The 21,390-nt window shown below is 66.8% G+C and carries 17 protein-coding genes; 12 read left to right on the top strand and 5 right to left on the bottom strand.

What is annotated here, in order from left to right:
• Positions 1-33: 33 nt before the first annotated feature.
• The 4 genes from RBA41_RS25285 to RBA41_RS25270 all read left to right on the top strand — a co-directional run bounded on the left by RBA41_RS25285 (position 34) and on the right by RBA41_RS25270 (position 6,421).
• Positions 34-2,853 (top strand): TonB-dependent receptor domain-containing protein, encoded by a 2,820-nt coding sequence (locus RBA41_RS25285; RefSeq protein ID WP_306626997.1) that lies wholly within the window; start codon positions 34-36, stop codon positions 2,851-2,853.
• A 2-nt stretch (positions 2,854-2,855) separates the two neighbouring features.
• Positions 2,856-3,680, top strand: a complete 825-nt coding sequence (locus RBA41_RS25280) for a rhamnogalacturonan acetylesterase (protein ID WP_306626996.1) — start codon at positions 2,856-2,858, stop codon at positions 3,678-3,680.
• Positions 3,681-3,892: 212 nt separating this feature from the next.
• Positions 3,893-6,127 (top strand): pectinesterase family protein, encoded by a 2,235-nt coding sequence (locus RBA41_RS25275; RefSeq protein WP_306626995.1) that lies wholly within the window; start codon positions 3,893-3,895, stop codon positions 6,125-6,127.
• An 87-nt stretch (positions 6,128-6,214) separates the two neighbouring features.
• On the top strand, positions 6,215-6,421 hold the full coding sequence (locus tag RBA41_RS25270; RefSeq protein ID WP_306626994.1) for a hypothetical protein: 207 nt from the start codon (positions 6,215-6,217) through the stop codon (positions 6,419-6,421).
• A 53-nt stretch (positions 6,422-6,474) separates the two neighbouring features.
• Here the strand turns inward: RBA41_RS25270 and RBA41_RS25265 are convergent, their stop codons facing one another.
• Positions 6,475-8,082, bottom strand: a complete 1,608-nt coding sequence (locus RBA41_RS25265) for a glycoside hydrolase family 43 protein (protein ID WP_306626993.1) — start codon at positions 8,080-8,082, stop codon at positions 6,475-6,477.
• A 2-nt stretch (positions 8,083-8,084) separates the two neighbouring features.
• Positions 8,085-9,089, bottom strand: coding sequence for an alpha/beta hydrolase (locus RBA41_RS25260; RefSeq protein WP_306626992.1), 1,005 nt, complete (start codon positions 9,087-9,089; stop codon positions 8,085-8,087).
• Positions 9,090-9,271: 182 nt separating this feature from the next.
• On the opposite strand from RBA41_RS25260, the gene RBA41_RS25255 reads away from it, so the two are divergent.
• The 3 genes from RBA41_RS25255 to RBA41_RS25245 all read left to right on the top strand — a co-directional run bounded on the left by RBA41_RS25255 (position 9,272) and on the right by RBA41_RS25245 (position 15,120).
• Positions 9,272-10,678, top strand: coding sequence for a glycoside hydrolase family 88/105 protein (locus RBA41_RS25255; protein WP_306626991.1), 1,407 nt, complete (start codon positions 9,272-9,274; stop codon positions 10,676-10,678).
• 7 nt (positions 10,679-10,685) lie between these two features.
• The gene (locus RBA41_RS25250; protein ID WP_306626990.1) at positions 10,686-11,900 is read left to right on the top strand and encodes a DUF4861 family protein; all 1,215 of its coding nucleotides are present in this window, start codon (positions 10,686-10,688) and stop codon (positions 11,898-11,900) included.
• 268 nt (positions 11,901-12,168) lie between these two features.
• On the top strand, positions 12,169-15,120 hold the full coding sequence (locus RBA41_RS25245) for a TonB-dependent receptor (protein WP_306626989.1): 2,952 nt from the start codon (positions 12,169-12,171) through the stop codon (positions 15,118-15,120).
• Between the two features lie 19 nt (positions 15,121-15,139).
• On the opposite strand, the gene RBA41_RS25240 is transcribed toward RBA41_RS25245, so the two are convergent.
• On the bottom strand, positions 15,140-15,334 hold the full coding sequence (locus RBA41_RS25240; protein WP_306626988.1) for a hypothetical protein: 195 nt from the start codon (positions 15,332-15,334) through the stop codon (positions 15,140-15,142).
• A gap of 200 nt (positions 15,335-15,534) precedes the next feature.
• On the opposite strand from RBA41_RS25240, the gene RBA41_RS25235 reads away from it, so the two are divergent.
• Positions 15,535-16,785: a DUF819 family protein gene (locus tag RBA41_RS25235; protein ID WP_306626987.1), complete on the top strand. Its 1,251-nt coding sequence runs from the start codon at positions 15,535-15,537 to the stop codon at positions 16,783-16,785.
• Positions 16,786-16,836: 51 nt separating this feature from the next.
• On the opposite strand, the gene RBA41_RS25230 is transcribed toward RBA41_RS25235, so the two are convergent.
• A complete protein-coding gene (locus RBA41_RS25230; RefSeq protein WP_306626986.1) occupies positions 16,837-17,670 on the bottom strand; it encodes a pyridoxamine 5'-phosphate oxidase family protein in 834 nt (277 codons plus the stop codon).
• A complete protein-coding gene (locus tag RBA41_RS25225; RefSeq protein WP_306626985.1) occupies positions 17,667-18,290 on the bottom strand; it encodes a glutathione S-transferase family protein in 624 nt (207 codons plus the stop codon). The genes RBA41_RS25230 and RBA41_RS25225 overlap by 4 nt, the downstream gene beginning before the upstream one ends.
• 117 nt (positions 18,291-18,407) lie before the next feature.
• Here RBA41_RS25225 and RBA41_RS25220 point away from each other — a divergent pair, with 117 nt between their 5' ends.
• The 4 genes from RBA41_RS25220 (at position 18,408) to RBA41_RS25205 (ending at position 21,386) form a co-directional block, all read left to right on the top strand.
• On the top strand, positions 18,408-19,334 hold the full coding sequence (locus tag RBA41_RS25220) for a LysR family transcriptional regulator (RefSeq protein ID WP_306626984.1): 927 nt from the start codon (positions 18,408-18,410) through the stop codon (positions 19,332-19,334).
• A 60-nt stretch (positions 19,335-19,394) separates the two neighbouring features.
• Positions 19,395-19,982, top strand: a complete 588-nt coding sequence (locus RBA41_RS25215) for a TetR/AcrR family transcriptional regulator (protein WP_306626983.1) — start codon at positions 19,395-19,397, stop codon at positions 19,980-19,982.
• Positions 19,983-20,064: 82 nt separating this feature from the next.
• Positions 20,065-20,838: an SDR family NAD(P)-dependent oxidoreductase gene (locus RBA41_RS25210; RefSeq protein ID WP_306626982.1), complete on the top strand. Its 774-nt coding sequence runs from the start codon at positions 20,065-20,067 to the stop codon at positions 20,836-20,838.
• A 62-nt stretch (positions 20,839-20,900) separates the two neighbouring features.
• The gene (locus RBA41_RS25205) at positions 20,901-21,386 is read left to right on the top strand and encodes a hypothetical protein (RefSeq protein WP_306626981.1); all 486 of its coding nucleotides are present in this window, start codon (positions 20,901-20,903) and stop codon (positions 21,384-21,386) included.
• The last annotated feature ends 4 nt before the right edge of the window (positions 21,387-21,390 follow it).

The following is a 21,390-nucleotide window of genomic DNA, read 5'->3' as shown; positions in this document are numbered from 1 at the left end:
AACCATAAAAACAATCCAATCAGGAGACTCGCCGTGCCAACATCATCCCGGTTCCCGCAACCCAAGCTGCTGCTATCCTCCATTGCCATCGCGGTCCTGACCCTGATGAACCAGGCTGCCGCCCAGCAGGCCGACGCCGCCATGGCCCGCGTCGAAGTCACCGGCTCCTCCATCAAGCGCCTGGCGAGCGAAAACGCCCTGCCGCTGACCACCATCAAATCCGAGGAGCTGGTCAGCCGCGGCCTGACCACGATGTCCGAAGTGGCCACCTCGCTCACCGTCGGCGCCACCAACGAACCGGTCGGCGGCGGTGGCGGCGGCACCATGATCAATATGCGCGGCCTGAACACCAACCGCACCCTGGTCCTGCTCAACGGCCGCCGCCTGGCCAACGAAGCCATCGGCGACAGCTCGATCAACGTCGACGTCATCCCGATGAGCGCCATCGAAAGAGTCGAAGTGCTGCGCGACGGCGCCTCGGCCATCTACGGCACCGACGCCATCGCCGGCGTGGTCAACTTCATCACCAGGCGCTCGATTTCCGACACCACCGTCAGCGCCAGCGTCATGGCGCCCGAGCGCAGCGGCGGCGGCGACCAGCGCCGCTTGAGCATCACCACCGGCACCGGCGACCTGGCCAAGGATGGCTGGAACGTCTACGCCGCCTTCGACACCCAGAAACGCACCTCGCTGATGCAGCGCGACCGCCCCAACATCAGCGACCCGGACGACATCGCCCGCCTGGGCGGCACGGCCTTCACCAGCAACACCTCCGGCTCCTCGTCCTCGCCGGCCAACTACACCGTCTACGCCAACGGCAAGCCGACCAGCCTCACCGGCAACCCGTATTTCGCCGCCGGCTGCGTCGCCCCCTACCCCGGCCAGTACAGCCTGCCCTCGACCAAGCCGAGCGGCGCCGGCAGCAAGACCTGCGTGCTCGACCCGACCCTGTATCCGCAACTGCTGGCCGACAACAAGCAAACCACGTTGCTTACCAAGGGCAGCCTGCGCCACGGCGACGGCAATCTGCTGACGGTCGAGCTGCTCAGTTCCGAGTCGTACATCGACGCCCTCAATCCGCCCCAGCCGTTCGGCGCCCAGACCGACTACGACAAGGTCAATCCCGGCGTGCGCAAGCCATTGATGATCACCAAGGCCAGCAAATGGTATCCGGGCGGCGCCGGCGGCGTGCCCGCCGTGGCCGGCCTGAACGGCGCCGATCTGGCGCTGACCTGGAGCCTGGACGAACTCGGCCCCGCCATTACCGACGACCGCCAGAACAGCCACCGCCTGGTGCTCACCGAAGAAGGCCAGTTCAAGGGCTGGGACTACAAGGCCGGCTTCAACTACGCCTACAGCAAGCGCACGGTCAAGTTTTTGAGCGGCTTCCTGCGCACGCCCGGGCTGTACAAGGGCGTGGCCGACGGCGTGCTCAATCCTTTCGGCCCGCAGGACGACGCCGGCAAAGCCTACCTCGACAGCATCTCCGCCGACGGCCTGGTCAACCGCCGCGCCGAAGTGCACTACTACGGCCCCGACCTGACCCTCAACCGCGAACTGATGCCGCTGGGCGGCGGCGCGCTGGCGCTGGCGGTCGGCGCCGACCTGCACCGCGAAACCTACCGCGACGCGTCCGGCGACATCGGCGACGCGGTGGTCTACAAAGTCTCCGGCACGCCCAACCGCTACCCGCACGGCGAGCGCACCGTGCTCGGCACCTACCTGGAGCTCGACGCGCCGTTCACCAAGCAGCTCAACGTCAACCTGGCCGTGCGCGCCGACCGCTTCAGCGACTTCGGCACCACCTTCAACCCCAAGGCCAGCGTACGCTACGAGCCATCGAAAGCGTTGATGCTGCGCGCCACCGCCAGCACGGGTTTTCGCGCCCCGACCCTGCCCGAGCTGTACGGCACCCCGCAAACGCGCGTGCCCTCGACCTCGAAATGGGATGATCCCGTGCTGTGCCCGAGCGCCACGCCCGGCATCAGCGGCACCGGCACCCTCACCACCGATCCGAAGTACGCGGGCCTGAACCTGGACGCGGCCAAGGTCTGCGGCAGCACCCTGACCGTACTGACCGGCGCCAATCCCGGCCTGGAGCCGGAAACGTCCAAGACCTTCACCGCCGGCATCGTGATCGAACCGGTCAAGAACCTGGTTGCCTCGCTCGACTTCTGGAACGTCGAGATGAAAGGGACGATCGCGCAGATTTCCGAAGACACGATCTTCGGCGACGTCAACAAATACAACAAGCTGTTCGTGCGCAACGCCGACGGCACCCTGGCCTACATCACCAAGACGCGCCTGAACATGGGCGGCCTGCGCACCCAGGGCATCGACGCCAGCCTGAACTACACCCTGCCGACTTCCACCATGGGGCGTTTCGGCCTGTCCTTCGACGGCACCTACGTCAGCAAATACGAAGGCCAGAACGAAGAAGGCGGCGACTGGTTCGACAGTGTCGGCCAGCCCGGCGCGCTCTCGACCGGCGCCACCTCGGCCAACACCTACGTCTTCAAGTGGAAGCACAACCTGCGCCTGTCGTGGAGCAAAGGCGGCTTCGGCACCCAGCTGACCCACTCCTACACGTCGAGCTACATCGACACCAACGCCCTGCCGAGCCAGAAGCCGGGCCAGCCGTTCTATCACGAGATCGAGCCGTACATTCTCTACAACCTGACGGCCAACTACGCGTGGAACAAGAAGCTCAAATTCACCGTGGGCGTGAACAACCTGTTTGATGTCGACCCGCCGCTGTCGAACCAGCGCCTCAGTTCGCGCGTGGTATTCGCGCAAAACATCGCCAAGCCGATCGGCCGCGCCTACAACGTGCGCGTGAACTACACCTTCTGACGATGAAACCGGTCCACACCCTCATTGCGCTGGCGTGCCTGGCGGTGGCTGCCAGCGTGCCGGTGCAGGCGGCGCACGGTGCGGCGCGGCCGGCGCGCATCATCCTCGTCGGCGACTCGACCATGGCGACCCGTTCGGGCTATGGCGACGCCCTGTGCCAGCGCCTGCGCGCGCAAGTGGCCTGCATCAACCTCGCGCGCGGCGGACGCAGCTCCGGCAGCTTTCGCGCCGAGGGGCGCTGGGACGAGGTGCAGGCGCTGCTGCGCGACGGCGCGGCCTACAGCGCCAGCTACGTGCTGATCCAGTTCGGCCACAACGACCAGCCGGGCAAACCCGGGCGCTCGACCGACTTCGCCACCCAGTTCCCTCACAATATGGCGCGCTACGTCAGCGAGGCGCGCGCGCTGGGCGGCGTGCCGGTGCTGGTCACGCCGCTGACGCGGCGCAGCTTCAAGGGCCAGTATTTGCGCGACGACCTCGGTCCGTGGGCAGCGCAAGTGCGGCGCGTGGCGCGCGAGAGCGGCGCCATTTTGATCGACCTGAACAAGATCAGTGCCGACGCGGTGCAGGCGATGGGATCGGCCGAAGCCGACACCCTGGCGCAAGCGCCGCCGCCGGACCCGAATGCGTCGCCGGCGCCGGCGACGGCGGCGACAGCGGTGGCCGCGCTGCCTGGTGCAGCCATCGAACCGCAAGGCACCCCGAAAATCAGCTTCGACCGCACCCACGTTGGCGCCAAGGGCGCGGCGCTGTTTTCCGGCATGGTCGCGAGCGAGCTGCGCCGCCAAATCCCCGCCCTGCGTCCCGCCTTCGCCCCCGAGCCCTGAGCCATGCCGACACAGGGTTCAACCTTCCTGCAACCGCCCTGCTTCCCGCCTTTGCCCCTGAGCCCTGAGCTATGTCCATGCGTCTGACCTCCCCGATCTTGCTGTCCCTGTTGCTCGCCCCCATCGCCGTCGCCGAAACAGGGTTCAAAACTCCTACAACCGGGGTCAGACCTCCAATTAGCAATGTTTCGAGTCAGAGCTCTGACCCCGGTTTGCCCACGGCCCTTCATCTCGACGAAGGCCCGGCCGCAGTGCGCACGCTGTTCACGCATGTGCCGCCCGCCGCCGACTATTTTGTCGAGGCCCGCATCCGCGCCTTGCCCGGCCCGCCCGGCCAGTTGTACTTGCTCGGCCGGCATGTCGATGCGAACAACTGGTTCGGCGCCGGCCTGCAAATCAGCGACGCCAGCCCGACCGTCCAGGCCGATATCGTGCGCCAGCAGCACGGCAAACTCAGCCGCCTGAAACAGGTCAGGCGCGCCATCGCCAGCGAGGGCCGCTTCCTCACCGTCCGCTTCGAGATGGCCGGCGAGGCGCTCAGCGTCTACCTCAACGGCGAAAAACTGAGCACCGCCACCGTGCCTGCGTCGGCCATCGCGGGCGCGGTCGGCGTCTACAGCAGCGGCAAAAGCTTCGAGCTCGATAACATCCGCGTGGGCGACCCGGCAAACAAGCCGATGCGCATCGCACCCGCGGTCGCCGCCAGCAGCTTCAAGGCGCAAGCGGGCGACCCGCCATCGACGCTGCCCATCAGCGCCTTTTCCGGCGACGGCCTCACACCGGCACGCTTCACGGTCCGCTCCAGCAACCCGGCCGTGGCCAGCGCCACCGTGCGCGGCGGCAGCATCGTCGTCACGCCAAAGAAACCCGGCAGCGCCAGCCTCGTTCTCGCCAGCGTCGCCGACCCGAGCGTGCAGAGCATCATCGACGCCAGCATCGCGCCCGCCTTCGCGCCGCCCGCCCACAAGGCCGATCTCGCCGGCGCCATCATCCCGCCCGCCCGCGCCGACGCGGTCCAGACCGACACCCCGCTGCGCCTGCGCTTCGACCAGCCGCCCCGCCTCGGCAGCGCCGGTTCGGTGCGCATCTACCGCCAGGCCGACCACAAGCTGGTCGATATCATCCGCCCCGGCGATGAAGTCGCGGCCATCGGCTACCCAGGCCAGGACCAGCGGCGCTACACCCGCCGCACCCCGATCACCATCGACGGCAACAGCGCCACCATCCGCCCGCATGCCCACCGCCTCGCTTACGGCAGCGCCTACTACGTGGTGGTCGAGCCGGGCGTGTTCGACAACGCCACCATCAACGGCGCACCCTTCGCCGGCATCGGCAAGGCTGCCGGCTGGACCTTTCGCACCCGCGCCGCCGCCCCTGCCGGCCCCATGCTGAGCGTGGACGATGACGGCCCGGCCGATTTCCGCACCGTGCAGGGCGCGCTCGACCACGCCATGCAGCACGCCGGCCAGGCCACGCCGGTCACCATCGCCGTCGGGAACGGCCGCTACGACGAGATGCTGTTCATCCGCGGCAAGGACAATCTGACGATCAAGGGCGAAAGCCGCGACGGCGTCGTCATCCACAACGGCAACAACGATGGCTACAACCCCGGCTCGGGCCTCAGCCAGGGTCCGCAGTCGCCCTCCTTCACCGGCGGACGCGCGCTGCTGATGGCCGAAACGTCGGACCTGCTCACGCTCGACACGCTCACCCTCAAGAACACCACCCTGCGCTCCGACAGGATCGCGGGGCAGGCGGAAACCGTCTTCTTCAACAACGATGGCGGCCGCCTGATCGCGCGCAACGCCAGTTTTTTCAGCGAGCAGGATACGATCCAGGTAAAAGGCTATTCCTGGTTCTACCGCACCCTGATCGAGGGCAACGTCGACTTCATCTGGGGCGCGAACCGCGCGGCGCTGTTCGAGGAAAGCGAACTGCGCTCGGTCGGCGACAGCGCCAACCCGTCCAGCGGCGGCTACGTGGTGCAGGCCCGCACGGTCAACGCATCCGATCCCGGTTTCGTATTCCTCAACAGCGCGCTGACCCACGGTCCCGGTCCCGGCCCGCTGGCCAACACGATCCCGCCCGGTGCCACCTACCTGGCGCGCAGCCCGGGCACGGCGGCCACCTGGGATAACGTGGCCTACATCAACTGTAAAATGGGCGAACACATCGCCCCGGCCGGCTGGGCCGGCAAGGGCGTGCAGCGCTACGCGACGCGCGCGCCAGCGCCCAACCCCAACCCCGCCAGCGCGACAGCAAGCAGCGGCTGGCGCGAGTTCGGCAGTACCGACCTGGACGGCAAACCGCTCGACCTGTCACGCCGCGCCGGCGGCTATGTGCTCAGCGCCCAGGAAGCGGCGACCCTGTCCACCCGCGCGGCGGTGTTTTCCAGCTTCGATGGCGGCCGCGGATGGCATCCGGAACCTGGTCAAGCGGCGCCCTGAACGGCGTTCGTGATACGCTAGCGGCCTGTTTCCGCCGCGGCGCCTTTGCCCGCGCCTGCGGGGCCCATATTGACCAGAAATCGACCCATGCAAAAACTGAACTCAAAAGCCCAGCTCAACTGGATCCTGCTGCGCGGCCTGCTCGCCTTCGCCCTCGGCGCCGGCGTGGTCATCACGCGCGAGATGGATGCCAGCGCGTGGCTGGTCGTCACCGCCGTGCCCGCCGCGCTGACCGCTTTCAACGTCTGGCGCTGGCGCCGTTCGCGCATGGCGGCCAACGACCCGGCGTTTTAAGCGCGCTTCCTTCCGCTTGTCGTTTCTGCCATTGGCGGAAACGGCGGAGCAGGCTATTTGCTGACCCGGAAGTAATCCACATCCGCATGCGCCTGCGTGCCCCCGGTGCTGAACAGGCCCATCTGCGCGCCGACCCAGCGCCCCATGCTGGCCTTGAACGGCTGGCCGGCCTCGACGAACTTGCTGTTGTCGAGGCTGTACGAGAACGATGCCACGCCGTCCGCCATGGTCATGCGCAGCCAGGCCGCGTTGGCGTCGATCGGCACCACCAGCTGGTCTTTTTCGGTACATGCGTGCTCGTTGCCTTCGCACACGCCCAGCACCAGTTGCGAGCCGCTTCCGGCGCGGCGCAGCCCCAGCCACGCATACTTCATCCCCAGCAGCACCAGCCCGGCACGGTCGCCCTCGCGCGTGGCCGACAGTTCGATGCGCGTGTCGACCGTGAACGCCGGCGCCGGCAGCTTCTGCGTCAGCACCGACGCCATCTCGCGCAGATTGCTGCCCGGCTGCGCCTGCAGGCGCAACTGGCCCGGCCGGGCCGCCAGCGAATACCACTGCGGCTCGCCATTCGCGCTCCACTGCCACTGCAGTCCCAGCGCCGTGCCTGAAAACTCGTCGCCGGTCGGCGGCACCGGCACCACGCCCGATGCCATCGGCTTGGCATGGCGCAGGAACGGCTGGCCCACGCCGCTGGCGTCGACTTCCTCGCCGATCAGCGGCCAGCCATCCTTCCAGCGCATCGGCTGCAGGTGCACCACGCGGCCGTAGGCGCGCTTGTCCTGGAAGTGGAAGAACCAGTCGCTGCCATCCTGCGCCGTCACCCACGCGCCCTGATGCGGGCCGTTGGTGCTGGATTTGCCCTGCGCCATGACGATCCTGTCTTCGTACGGCCCTGTGATGCTGCGCGAACGGAACACCGACTGCCAGCCCTCCTCGACCCCGCCGGCCGGCGCGAACACATAATAATAGCCATCCTTCTTGTAGAACTTGGGCCCTTCCAGGGTCTTGTAGTTCGGCAGTTTGTTGCCGTCGATGACGATCTGGCCGCTGGTGTCGAGCAAGCTGCGTCCGTCCGGCTCCATGCTGCGCAGGGTCAGCACGTTGTTGAAGCCGGCCCGGCTCTTGGCCCAGCCGTGCAGCAGCCAGGCCTTGCCGTCGTTGTCCCACAGCGGGGTCGGGTCGATCAGGCCCTTGCCGCCGGCCAGCAGGTGCGGCGCGCTCCACGGTCCGTTGAAGTTGGTGGCGGTGATGACGTAGATGCCGAAGTCCGGATCGGGATAGAAGATCCAGAATTTGCCGTCATGAAAACGCAGGCACGGCGCCCACACGCCCTTGCCCGGCTGCGGCGTGGCGAAGACATTCTCCGGCACCAGCCTGGGCAGCGCGTGGCCGACCAGTTCCCAGTTGACCATGTCTGTCGATTGCAGCAGCGGCAGGCCGGGCGTGTTGCTGAAGCTCGACGCGGTCATGTAGTAGGTGTCGCCGACGCGGATCGCATCCGGATCGGAATAGTCGGCGTGCAGGATCGGGTTCTGGTACTGGCCGTTGCCCAGGTCCGCCGTCCACGGCTGCTGCGGGGTGGCCGGCGTGCTCTGGCAGGCGCCCAGCGCCAGCGGCAGGATCAGTAGCGCCGCCCGGCGCAAGAGGTGAGTTGTTGTCATGGTCATTGTCTCGTTGTTGTTGGAATGGGAAGCTGGGTCGTCAGGAAGTCGGCCATGGCTTCGGCCGTGGGCGTGATCCACGGGTCGAACAGCCAGAAGGAGTGCGGCGAGTCGGGCAGCATCACCACCTTGGCGGCGACGCCGGCGGCGTGCATCTTGCCGGCCATCTCGTCGCGCCCGACCGCAAAGCGCGCCTGGCCGCTGCCGATGAACAGCATGGGCGGCGTGTGGCGGCTGACGTAGAAGGTGGGCGAGGCTTCGCGCCACAGGGCGGCCGCGCCGGCGTAGCTGCCGCCGAACCAGAAACCGGCCGCCGATGGTTTTTTCTTCGGATCGTCTTCATGCGCGCGCGCGGCCGGCGAGGTGAAATCGGACAGGCCGTCGATGTTGATGACCGCCTGCGCGGCGCTCGATACGGCACTGCCGGCGCCATCGGGATCGAACTTGACCATGCCGTTGGTGACACCGACAAGGCTGGCGATCTGCCCGCCGGCCGAGCCGCCGGCCACCGCGATGCGCTGCGGGTCGATGCCGTGTGCCGCGCTGTTGGCGCGCATCCAGCGCAGGGCGGACTTGACGTCGTGGATGGCGGCCGGGTAGCGCGCCTCGTCTGCCAGGCGATAGTCGATCACGGCGGCGGCGATGCCGCGCGCGGCCAGGCGAGCCGCCAGCGGCGCCATGTTGCTGCGCTCGCCGGAACGCCAGCCGCCGCCGTGCACCAGCACGACCGCCGCCACCGGTGCTTTATCGCGCGTCGCTTGCGGCGGCAGGAACAGGTCCAGCTGCAACAGATGCACGCCACGGCGGACGTAACCCATGCCGCCGATGGTGACGATCTCCGCGTTTGGGCGGGTGTTGGCGATCTGAATGAAGGGATAGGCCTTGACCAGCTTGGCGTAGGTGGTCGCGGCATTGTACGGAACAGCGGCGGGCACGGCGGCGGTGACGGCATTGGGCACGGTCGCCGGCGTCACACCCGCGCACCCGAACACCAATGCGCTCGTCAATACAACTCCCAAGCCTCGAACAGCATTGCGCATTGCCGACCTTCCCAGTTCATCCACGTGTCGATAAAGTATGCCATGGGGCGGCGGAAGTGGCTAGTCCGCCTTGCACATTTGGCCTGACCAAACTAGAATGGCCTGACCAAATAGCGCTTAAAAAATCATCACTGATAACAGGGGACAATGTGAATACAGCACTTAAACTGTTTGCCGCCATCGCCGCGGTCGCCGTCATGGGAAGCCAGGCGCAAGCCGAAGGCCCGTACCGCAATCCGGACAACAAGAACCTGAGCGACCCGGGCGAAGGCACCTACCCGGTCCCGTACAAAAAGCCCGTCGTGGCCGAGATCACCGCCTCGCTGCACCGCATCCGCGACTTCATGGAAACGGCCACGCCGACCCGCGTGGTCGACAAAAAAACCGGCGCGCCGATTCTCGACTTCAAGAAACCGGTCGCCACCGCCATCACCGAAGCGAGCCATTCGGACATGGGCATCATGGTCTACGAAATGGGCGTGGTCCACGCCGGCATGGTCAAGGCCCAGGAAGTGACCGGCGACAAGCGCTTCACCGACCTGACCGCGCGCCACTTCAATTTCTTCGCCGACAAACTGCCCTACTTCCGCGCCCAGGAAAACCAATTCAAGCTCGAACGCGGCAACAGCTTTTCGCGCTTCCTCGACCCGCGCGCGCTCGACGACGCCGGTTCCATGTGCGCCGCCATGATGCGCGCGCGTGCCCTGAAAATCGGCCCGGACCTGTCGCACATCATCGCCACCTGCAGCGACTGGGTGGTCAACAAGCAGTTCCGCCTGCCCGACGGCACCATGGCGCGCGAGCGTCCGCAAGCGGTCTCGCTGTGGGCCGACGACCTGTACATGTCGGTGCCGGCCCTGGCCGAACTGGGGCGCATGACGGGCAAGCGCGCCCATTTCGACGACGCCGTCAAGAACGTGCTGCAGATGAGCGGCTACCTGTTCAACAAGCAGCAGAATCTGTACACGCACGGCTGGAACGCCAACAACACCGACGCGCCGAATTTCTACTGGGCGCGCGCCAACGGCTGGGCGGTGATGAGCATGTCCGACCTGCTCGACGTGCTGCCGAAGGACCATCCCGGCTATCCCCAGGTGCTGGCGCAGTTGCGCACGACCCTGAAAAGCATCGGCGAGCGCCAGTCCGGCAGCGGCCTGTGGCACCAGATGCTCGACCGTAACGATTCCTACCTCGAAACCTCGGCCAGCGCGATGTTCGTCTACGTCTTCGCGCACGCGATCAACCAGGGCTGGATCAGCCCGACGACCTACGGCTCCATCGCCCAGGCCGGCTGGGCCGGCTTGTCGACCCGCATCAACGACAAGGGCCAGGTCGAAGGCACCTGCGTCGGCACCACCTTCGCCAGCGACCAGGTGTATTACTACAACCGCCCCACCAGCCCGTTCGCGCTGCACGGCTACGGCCCGACCCTGCTGGCGGGCGCCGAGATGATCAAGCTGATCAACAACCCGAACGTCGAAGTCCAGCACAAGGTGCGCACCTATCACTACATGCCCAAGGGTGCCGGCCAGACCAACTACCGCGAACATCACTGAGAGCGCCATGTCCCAATCACTCGCCATCTTTGTCCTGGCCGCCGCGGCGGCGTCCCCGCTGGTGCAGGCCGGCCCGGCGGCCACCATCACTGTCAGCCATGAGCTCGACATCGAACGGCCGTCGGAAACCATCGTCCTGCCGTGGAGCGAGATCAACCGCGCCCTGCCCGGCGCGCTGATCCAGCGCATCGCCGTCAAGAATGCGGCCGGCCGCGTCTTGCCTTACCAGGTGACCAATATCGCGCCGCTGGCCAAGGACCCGAAAAACGTCGGCATCGCTTACGGCGAGCTGATTTTCCAGCACAGCTTCGCGGCCGGCGAGAAGCGCGCCATCTTCACGGTCGAGAAAATCGACACGGTGGCGCCGCCGTTTCCGGTGAAGGCCTTCGCCCGCTTCGTGCCGGAGCGGCTGGACGACTTCGCCTGGGAAAACGACAAGCTGGCGCACCGCACCTACGGCCCGGCCCTGGGCGCGCCGGCGTCCAGCCCCGGCGCCAAGGAAGTGCTGGTCACCAGCGGGCTCGATATCTGGTTCAAGCGAGTGCCGTATCCGGTCGTCGACCGCTGGTACAACAAGGGCCACGACCATTATCACAAGGATGAAGGCGAAGGCATGGACATGTACAACGTCGGCAAGACGCGCGGCGCCGGCGGCAGCGGGGTGTGGGATGGCACCGTGCTGTTCACCAGCAGGAACTTCAGCGGCTGGAAAGTGCTGGCCAACGGCCCGGTGCGCGCCATCTTCGAGCTCAGCTACGACAGCTGGGACGCGGGCGGCACCGCCGTGTCCGAGGTCAAGCGCTTCACGGTCGACGCCGGGCACTATCTGGACCGCATCGACAGCACCTTCACCTTCGCCGGCAAGGCGGGCATCGACGTCGCGCTGGGCCTGAACAAGACCCCGACCGACAAGGGCCAGAATCCGACCATCAAGGCCGGCAACAAGGCGCCGGGCATCCTGATGCAGTGGGTGGAGCAGGCCAGCAACGGCGCCATGGGCACCGCCATCGTGCTGCCGTCGGCCACCGGTTTCACCGAAGACCCGCTCAACCACCTGGTGGTCGCGCCGGTCGCCTCGGGCCAGCCCTTGCGCTATTACGCGGGCGCGGCGTGGAGCCGTTCGGGCGAGATCCTCACGGGCCAGGACTGGGAACGCTACCTGGTCGCGGCGGCGGCGCGCGCGGGCAATCCGGTCACTGTGAACGTGGCCGTTACGCCATAAAAACCACAAATCGGTCGGACCATAACAAGATTTTGGTCTGACCAATTGTGCAAATTTATAAACCGGCCTAGAATTGGTCAACCGCTTAATTAACTGGCAGCAAAAAGCCAGGCGCCACGGGAACTCTCGTCATTACCGCGCGGGCGGCGAGCCCTTCGCGGGAATGACGGACAAATCGGCGCGGCGGTAACCCGGCCGGTTGTTGGATCAGCGGCATCAAGACCGCGCGGCATCCGGCTGTATTCTAATAACGATAGGAGACAGCAGCATGCGCATCACCGACCAGACCCGCGCGCTCGGCAAATTCGCCGTGCGCCTCGTGGGCAGCACATCCGTCACAGCCATGGCGATCAGCGGGGCCTATGCCCAGACCAGCGCCGTTCCCGCCGAACAAGCCCAGACCGTCGTCGTGACGGGCTTGCGCGCCTCGCTCGAGAGCGCCCTCAACAAGAAAAAAGAAGACTTCGGCATCGTCGATGTCATCAAGTCCGAAGACATGGGCAAGTTCCCGGACACCAACCTGGCCGAGTCCCTGCAGCGCGTCCCCGGCGTGGTCATCGACCGCGATGCCGGCGAAGGCCGCAACATCACCGTGCGCGGCCTGGGCCAGGATTTCACCCGCGTGCGCATCAACGGCGTCGAGGGCCTGGCCACCACCGGCGGCACCGACAGCTCGGGCGGCGCCAACCGCTCGCGCGGCTTCGACTTCAACGTCTTCGCCGCCGAACTGTTCAGTTCCCTCACTGTGCGCAAGAGCTCCTCGGCCGACGTCGACGAAGGCTCGCTCGGCGCCACGGTCGACCTGCAAACCATGCGCCCGTTCGACCTGAAGGGTTTCAACGCGACCGTCATGCTCAAGGGCCGCTACAACGACCTGTCCGAAAAAACCGATCCGCGCGTCGCCTTCCTGCTCTCGAACACCTTCGCCGACCGCAAGCTCGGCGTGCTGGTCTCGGGCGCCTATTCCAGGCGCCAGGTGTATGAAGAAGGCTTCAGCACCGTGCGCTGGGATAACGGCCCCTCCTCGGGCGGCTGGTGCGCGCCGATGGGCATGGCCGCCAACCCGGCCAACTCGACCGCCACCACCTGCGGCCCGGCAGCCCAGGGCGTGGCGCGCCTGCCGAACAGCCCGGGCGCGGTAGCCGCCTACAACGCCGCCAGCAGCGCCGGCAACTTCGCCCCGCGCATTCCGCGCTACGGCCGCCTGACGCACGACCAGGACCGCCTCGGCCTGACCGCCTCGGTCCAGTGGCGTCCGGTCGCCGGCACGCGCCTGACGCTCGATATGCTGTACTCCAAGCTCGACGCCACGCGCCAGGAAGACTATCTGCAGGCCACCTCGTTCAGCCGCGGCGGCACCCAGGGCGGCAAGCCCCAGACCAGCGTCATCGACGCCGCCTACGCGCCCAACGGCGCACTCCTGCACGGCACCTACAACGGGGTCGACATCCGCGCCGAATCGCGCTACGACGAACTCAACACCACCTTTACCCAGCCGACCCTGACGTTCGAGCACGACCTGAACCAGACCATGCGCCTGAACGCCCGGGTCGGCCGCGCGACCTCCAAGTTCCGCAATCCGATCCAGACCACCACCACGCTCGACGCGCTCAACGTCAACGGCTACCGCATCGACTTGCGCGGCAACGACCGCCTGCCGAGCATCAATTACCCGTTCAACGTCAGCCAGCCGGGCGGCGCGCTGGGAATAGTCGGCGTGCCGCAGGTGGCCAGCGGCGCCCAGCCATCGAGCATCCCCAACACCAGCCCGAGCGAAATCCGCATGCGTCCGCAAGGCGCCAACAACCGCAACGACGTCGGCCACATCGACCTCACCTGGGACGTGGTGCCCGACAAGTTCACCCTGAAAGCCGGCGCCGACTATAAAAAGTTTGAATTCGATTCCTACGAATTCCGCCGCGTGAACCAGGGCGACACCATCTTCGCCGCGCCGGCGGGCGCATCGGCGGCCAGCTTGAGCACCCAGATCAACGGCTTCGGCAAGGGTCTCGGCATGCCGGCCGGCACACCGACCGCCTGGGTGCTGCCCAACCTGAACGCCATCGCCCAGGCCTACGACATCTACTGCAACTGCATCAAGAGCGGTCCGGCCGGCGGCCCCGGCGACTTCACCCTGTCGTCGATCAGTAACGCCAATGCGCGCGGCAACAACCGCTCGGTCAGCGAGGAAGACAACGGCCTGTTCCTGATGGGCGAGTTCACCAGCGAGCTGGGCGGCATTCCGCTGCGCGGCAACCTGGGGGTGCGCTATGTCGAGACGCAGCAGAGTTCGACCGGCTACCAGGCCGTCGGCAACGGCACCGCGGTCACGGTCGACAACGACTACCACGACGTGCTGCCATCGTTCAACATCGCCGCCAATATCACCAGGAATTTCATCGTGCGCGGCGCCGCCGCCAAGGTAATGTCGCGGCCGCAGCTGGCCAATCTGACGCCGGGCGGCAGCGTCGCCACCACCGGCACCCTGTCGATCACCAGCGGCAATCCGATGCTGAAACCCTTCCGCGCCAAGGCCTTCGACACCAGCTTCGAGTGGTACTTCGACAAGAACGCCTTCATCGGCCTGGGCCTGTTCCAGAAGAACATCGCCACCTACATCCAGAGCATCCGCAACGATGTGAAGTTCAAGGATACGGGCTTGCCGCTGTCGCTGCTGCCGACCAACATGACGGGCGATGAAGTCTTCCAGTTCACGGCGCCGATCAATACCGAAGGCGGCAAGCTGCGCGGGCTGGAACTGAACTACCAGCAACCGTTCACCTTCCTGCCGGGCTGGGGCCGCAACTTCGGCAGCTTGCTGAACTACACCTATGTCAAGTCGAAGATGGAATACGTGGTTTCGCCGGCCAGCAACCAGACCGTCACCGACGACCTGCTGAACCTGTCGCCCAAATCGTGGAATGCCACCGTGTACTACGATGACGGCAAGTTGAGCGCACGCGTATCGACCTCGCAGCGCGCCGGTTTCGTCACGCGCGTGCCGGGCCAGAACAACAACGATGTCGAGGGCAAGAACAAGACCTTCAACGTCGATGTGTCGCTATCGTACAAGGTCAACGACAAGCTGGAGCTGACCCTGGAAGGCGTGAACCTGACCAACGAGGAGAACGACCAGTTCGCCAGCCGCGCCCGCAACAGCGTGGTGGTCAACAACGTGACCGGACGCGAAGTGCTGGCCGGGCTGCGTTACAAGTTCTGACCCGGCATGGCGGCGGGCCTCACTTCACCGAGAGGATGAACTGATGCCCGTCGTGCTCTTCCACGAACGCGGCTTGCGCCTCGCGTGAATACAGGACCACTTCGCGCATGCGCCCGGCCACCTCGGCCAGCGCTGCACGCAAGCCGGTTTCCTGCCCAGCGAACTCCGGGCAAGCGAAGGCATGGCAGGTCTGGCCGGCGCCCTTCTTGCGCATCAGCGCCAGCAACTGGTCGGGATCGGACAGTCAAGAGACCGCGAACAGTTTCTTGCTGCCGCGGCGCCAGGCTCCCTGCACCAGCCCGGTCTTCGCACGGTTGACGCTGGCGGCGAGCCCGGCGATACTCGCTGGTTCTCGATTTCCGAGCCGCCAATGCACGCCTGCATCGGTCCTTATGTCAATACCCTGGAGCCCGCATGCCCCCTGCCCCTGTTCCCATGATCACCAACGATGCCGTCATCCTCGGCATGCTCGCCGTCATTCTCGGCACCGTGATGTGGACTGCTTCGCGTCAGGATGGCTTCTGGAAGAAATTCTACAGTTACGTGCCGGCCCTGCTGCTGTGCTACCTGATACCGTCGCTGCTGAACACCCTCGGCGTGATCGATGGCACAGCGTCGAAGCTGTACCCGATGGCGCGCGACTACCTGCTGCCCAGCTCCCTTGTGCTGCTGTGCGTGGCGATCGATTTCAAGGCCATCGTCCGGCTGGGGCCGAAAGCGGTCATCATGTTCCTGACGGGGACGGTCGGCGTCATGCTCGGCGCCCTCGTGTCGTTCGAGGCGATGCGCCTGATCCACCCTGACACCGTGGCCGGCGACACCTGGCGCGGCATGACCACCGTGGCCGGTTCCTGGATCGGCGGCGGCGCCAACCAGGCCGCCATGCGCGAGGTGTTCAATGTGGACGCGACCATGTTCGGCCAGTTCGTCGCCGTCGATGTGCTGGTGGGTAACCTGTGGACCGCGATCCTGCTGTTTCTGGCCAGCCGCGCCGCCGTGTTCGACCGCTGGACCGGCGCCGACCTGACGGCGCTCAACCGCTTGCGAGACAGCATCGAGCAATACCAGGCGCAGCACATCCGCATCCCGACCATGGCCGACATCATGGTGATTCTTGCCATCGGCTTCGGCGCCACCGGGCTGTCGCATTTCCTGTCGCAACTGCTGGTCGGCTGGATCGCCACCCTGCCTGCCGAATGGCGCCTGCAGGACTACAGCCTGACCTCCGGCTTTTTCTGGATCGTCGTGATCGCCACGACCATCGGCCTGCTGCTCAGCTTCACCAAGGCCCGCACCTATGAAGGCGCGGGCGCCTCGCGGATCGGCTCGGTGATGCTGTATGTGCTGATCGCCACGATCGGCATGCAGATGGACCTGGCCGCCCTGCTCGAGCGCCCCTGGCTGTTCCTGCTGGGCTTCATCTGGATCTTCTTCCACGGTGGCTTGATGATCCTGATGGCCAAGCTGATCAAGGCGCCACTGTTCATGATGGCGGTCGGGTCGCAGGCCAACATCGGGGCCGCGGCATCGGCCCCGGTGGTTGCCAGCGCCTTCCACCCTGCCCTGGCGCCGGTCGGCGTGCTGCTCGCCGTGCTGGGCTATGCGCTGGGGACCTACGGCTCGTACATGACAGGCATCGCCCTGCGCGCGCTCGCCGCGGGCTAGGGCACGCTCAGTCCCTGCTGTCGGCGCTGCGCTCCGGCCCCGGTTAGGAAATTATTGCCGCCGGGTCCAGCGCAGCGCGAGGGCGCCGTGCGTGATGCGGCCGCGCTCGGCCGTGAAGCGCCAGTGCCGTCCGCCGCCCTGCCCCGGCGCGGCGGGACCGTCTTCCCACACAATCTCCACCCGGCCTTCGAGTTCAAGCACGGCGCCGCTGGCGTCATCGATGAACAGCAGCGCCGCGCGCGGGTCGAGCAGCAAATTGCCCAGGGTATTGAAGAACCGGTTGCCGCCGAAATCGGGCACGATCAAGGTGTCGCCTTCGATCCGCACGAAACCCATCGGCCCGCCACGGTGCGAGATATCGACGCCGTGTGCGCCGCCGCTGGTGGCAATGAAGAAGGTCTCGGCGCGCGCGATCATGGCGCGCTCGTCCAACCCGTCGAACTCGCGCACCACCGCCGGCACAGCCGCTACCGCTTGCACGTCGCGCAGCACGATGTGCTGCGGGCAGTTGCCGAAACTCTCGCGCACATCGATCAGCAACGCGCCCCCGTCCACCCTGCGCACCACGCCATTGACGCGGTTGCGCCGGCGCGTGGCGAAGTCGAGCCCCAGCAGCCCGACCGCCCGCCCAGCCTGCATGCCGCCCCCGCCCACGGCAAGGCGCAGGGTGGCCGGATCGGGACTGTCGATGAAGCCGGGCTTGCCACTTAGCACGCGGGCGCGCGGACGGCCATCGGCGTCGAGGGTTCCCATCAGCACGAACGGCAGCGCCGCGAAAAAATCACGGTGCTGGTCCGGCATGAAGGCGCGGATGCCGTTGCCGGAACTGCTCACGCCAGCGAGCGCCTGCGCCCTGAGCTCGCCTTCGTGGAACGGCGTGTTCATGCGGCGGCCGGCAGCGGCGAGGCGGGCAGGGCCACAAACCCCGGCAGGGCTTCGATCCGCGCCAGCCAGGCGCGCAGCGCGGGATACGGCGCCAGCGCGATGCCGCCTTCCGGCGCATGCGCCACGTAGCTGTAGCAGGCCAGGTCGGCCACGGTGGCATGCCCGGCCGCCAGGAAGCTGTGCGCTGTCACATGCTGGTCCATGAAGGCCAGCAGGCGCTGCGCCACGGCGCTGGTCTGGACCAGGTCGGCCGGAACGTTCCACAGCGCGTTGGCGCGCGCCTTGGCCGGACCGAAGGCCAGCTCGCCGGCCGCGATCGACAGCCAGCGCTGAACGCTGGCGGCCCCAACCGGGTCCTCGGGCAGCCAGTCGCTGCCGGGCGCGTAGCGCCTGGCCAGGTAGACCAGGATCGCATTGCTGTCGTTGATGACCAGCTCGCCATCTTGCAGCACCGGGATCTGTCCGAGCGGATTGAGCGCGCGGAAGGCGGCGCTGTCGCGCACCTCGGCCGGCGCCGGCACGAACGTGAACGGCAGCCCGAGCATGCGCAGCAGCAGCTCGACACGGTGCACATGGCCGGACACCGTCAGGCCGTGGAGGATCAGGGAAGTGGTTTGCATGGCGTCTCGATTCAAAAAGTGATCCGGAAAGGAACAGGAAACACATGCTATCCCTTGCACGCTTTAACGAGAATAGTGATAAATTGAAAATGATTATTTCAATTGGTGGAAGAATGCATGGACCGGTTCGATGAATTGCAAATTTTCGTGGCGATCCTCGACGCGGGCAGCCTGAGCGGCGCGGCACGGCGCCTGCGCCGCTCGGCTCCGGCCGTCACGCGCGCGCTGGCCGCGCTGGAAGAGCGGGTCGGCGCGCGCCTGGTGGAGCGCACCACGCGCCGCCTGGCCGCCACCGAAGCGGGCCTGCGCCTGGCCGAGATGGCGCGCCGCGTGCTGGCCGACTACGACGACGCCGTGCGCGAGGACGGCGACGGCCCCCTGCGCGGGCGCCTGCGCATCACCGTGCCGGCCGTGTTCGGGCGGCGCCACGTGGCCCCTGCGATGATCGATTTTCTCGACCTGCATCCGGCTTTGCAGGTCGAACTGGTGTTCAACGACCGCAACCTGGACATGATCGAACACGGTCTCGACCTGGCGGTGCGCATCGGCCCGCTGCCCGACACCGGCATGATGGCGCGCCAGGTGGGCCAGGTGCGGCGCATGCTGGTGGCCAGCCCGGCCTACCTGGCGCGGCGCGGCACCCCGTCCAGCCCGCGCGAACTCGACGCGCACGACATCATCTTTTCCGAGCAGCGCACGGCCACCGAATGGCGTTTCCTGGAGGCCGGGCGCGACGATGGACGCGAATTCGCGGTGCGCCTGGCGCCGCGCCTGATCGTCAACGAAATCGATACCATGCTGCTGGCGGTGCAGGCCGGGCGCGGCATCGGCCGTCCATTGTCGTACCAGGTGGCCGAACAGCTCGCCGCCGGCACCCTGGTGCGCCTGCTGCCCGAGAGCGAACCGGCGCCGCTGCCGGTGCAGCTGCTGGTGCCGAGCGCGCGCCACATGGCGCCGCGTTTGCGCGCCTGCATCGATTTCCTGGCGACCCATCTGGCCGCCCTGCCGGTGCTGCAGCCGGTCGCCCCCGCCAAAAGCGCTTGACGCCGCGCCCGACCTTCGGCATGATGCAAACCTACTAGTTGGTAGGCAAGCGGAGGCAAGATGGTAAAACGATTTTCTGAATTGTCGGCGTCGGCCGAGCGGGTGGTCGACGCGGCCCAGCGGCTGATCCAGCAGTACGGCTATAACGGCTTTTCGTACGATGACATCGCGCGCGAAATCGACATCAAGAAGCCCAGCATTCATCACCATTTCCGCACCAAGGCCGATCTGGTGCACACCATCGTGCAGCGCTATGGCGACCGTTTCGCCACCCTGCTGCGCGCCATCGACCAGACCGGCGAGGACGCGCCCGCGCGGCTGGCCCGCTACGGCGAGCTGTTCGCGGCCACCTACCAGCAGGACCGGCGCCTGTGCGTGTGCGGCATCCTGGGCGCGGAAGCGGCGGCCATGTCGCCCGAGGTGGCGCTTGAAGTGCGCGATTTTTTCCAGATGAACCTGGACTGGCTGGGCAAGACCATCCTCGAGGGCGAACGCGCCGGCTTGCTGCGCGTGCGCGGCAGTGCCGAGGCGCAAGCCTACGGGCTGCTCAGCGCGCTGGAAGGGGCGATGATGGTCGGGCGCGGCTTCGGCAGCGACCACAGCCCGGCCCTGGCCGGCACCACCTACGTATCGAACATGCTGGTCTGATCCGGCATCACCGTTGCCGGCATTGGCCGGCATTTTTTTGGCAACATCAACCTACCAACTAGTTGGTATAGAAAGGTATCTCATGAACACCGCATTTGCAGGACAAACTCTTCTCGCCATCGGCGGCAACAGCGGCATGGGCCTGGCCTCGGCCCGTCTGGTGGTGCGCGGCGGCGGCGCGGTGGTGCTGCTCGGGCGCGACGCCGCCAAGAACGCGCGCGCCGCCGACGAGCTCGACGCCCCCGGCCGCGTGCACACCCTGGCCGGCGACATCGGCAACGAGGCCGACCTGGCGCGCCTGCGCCAGCAACTGGCGGCCGACCACCCGCACATCAACCTGATCCTGAACGCCGCCGGCATCTTTTTTCCCAAGCCATTCCTAGAGCACAGCGCGTCCGACTACGACCAGTACCAGGCGATCAACCGCGGCATTTTCTTCCTGACCCAGTCGGTGGTGGCGTCCATGGTGGCGCGCGGGGCGCCGGGCGCGATCGTCAACATCGGCTCGATGTGGGCGCGCCAGGCGGTCGCCGCCACGCCGTCGTCGGCCTATTCGATGGCCAAGGCCGGCATCCACGCGCTGACCCAGCACCTGGCGATGGAACTGGCGCCGCATCAAATCCGCGTCAATGCCGTCTCGCCGGCCGTGGTCGATACGCCGGTGTACGAAGGCTTCATTCCCAAGGACCAGGTGGCGGCCGCGCTGCAGGGCTTTAACGGCTTCCACCCGATCGGACGCATCGGCACGGCGCAGGATATCGCCCACACGGTGGCCTTCCTGCTGTCGAACCAAGCGGCCTGGGTCACCGGCGCGGTGTGGGATGTGGATGGCGGCGTGATGGCGGGACGCAACTGACGCCAGGCAGCGGCGAATCGTGCCACGCTTGCCAAGGGCGCATCGATCCGGGATGATGGGGCATGAAAAAACATATCCCCTCCTCCTTCCTGCGCCTGTGCTTCGCAGCCGCGCTGATCGCCGCAGGCACCGCCTGCAGCGAACCTTCCAACACGTCCGCGGCGGCAACGCCGGCGACGCCGGCCGCACCTGCGGCACCTGCCACGCCGGCGCCGGCCGCTGCCGGCGATGCGGCCAGTTCGCTCGGCGCGCGCATCACGGCCGAGATCGGCGACGCCGCCTGCGACAACGCCAGCCAGTGCCGTACCCTGCCGGTCGGCAGCAAGGCCTGCGGCGGACCGGCCGGCTTCCTGCCATGGTCGACCAAGCGCAGCAACGGTGAGCTACTGGCGCGCCTGGCGGCCGAACAGGCGGCCGCCGAAAAGAAAGTGAACGAAAAGAGCGGCATGATGTCGACCTGCTCGGTCGAACAGGACCCGGGCGCGACCTGCAGCGCCGGACGCTGCGTGCTGCAACAGCGCAGCCTGGGCGGGGTCGACGCACGCTGACGAA

This window comes from Massilia scottii, assembly GCF_030846495.1.
In the GTDB taxonomy this organism is placed as follows: Bacteria; Pseudomonadota; Gammaproteobacteria; order Burkholderiales; family Burkholderiaceae_D; genus Telluria_A; species Telluria_A violaceinigra.
The sequence above is the reverse complement of the archived record's forward strand: the minus strand, read 5'-3'. Positions and strand labels throughout refer to the sequence as shown.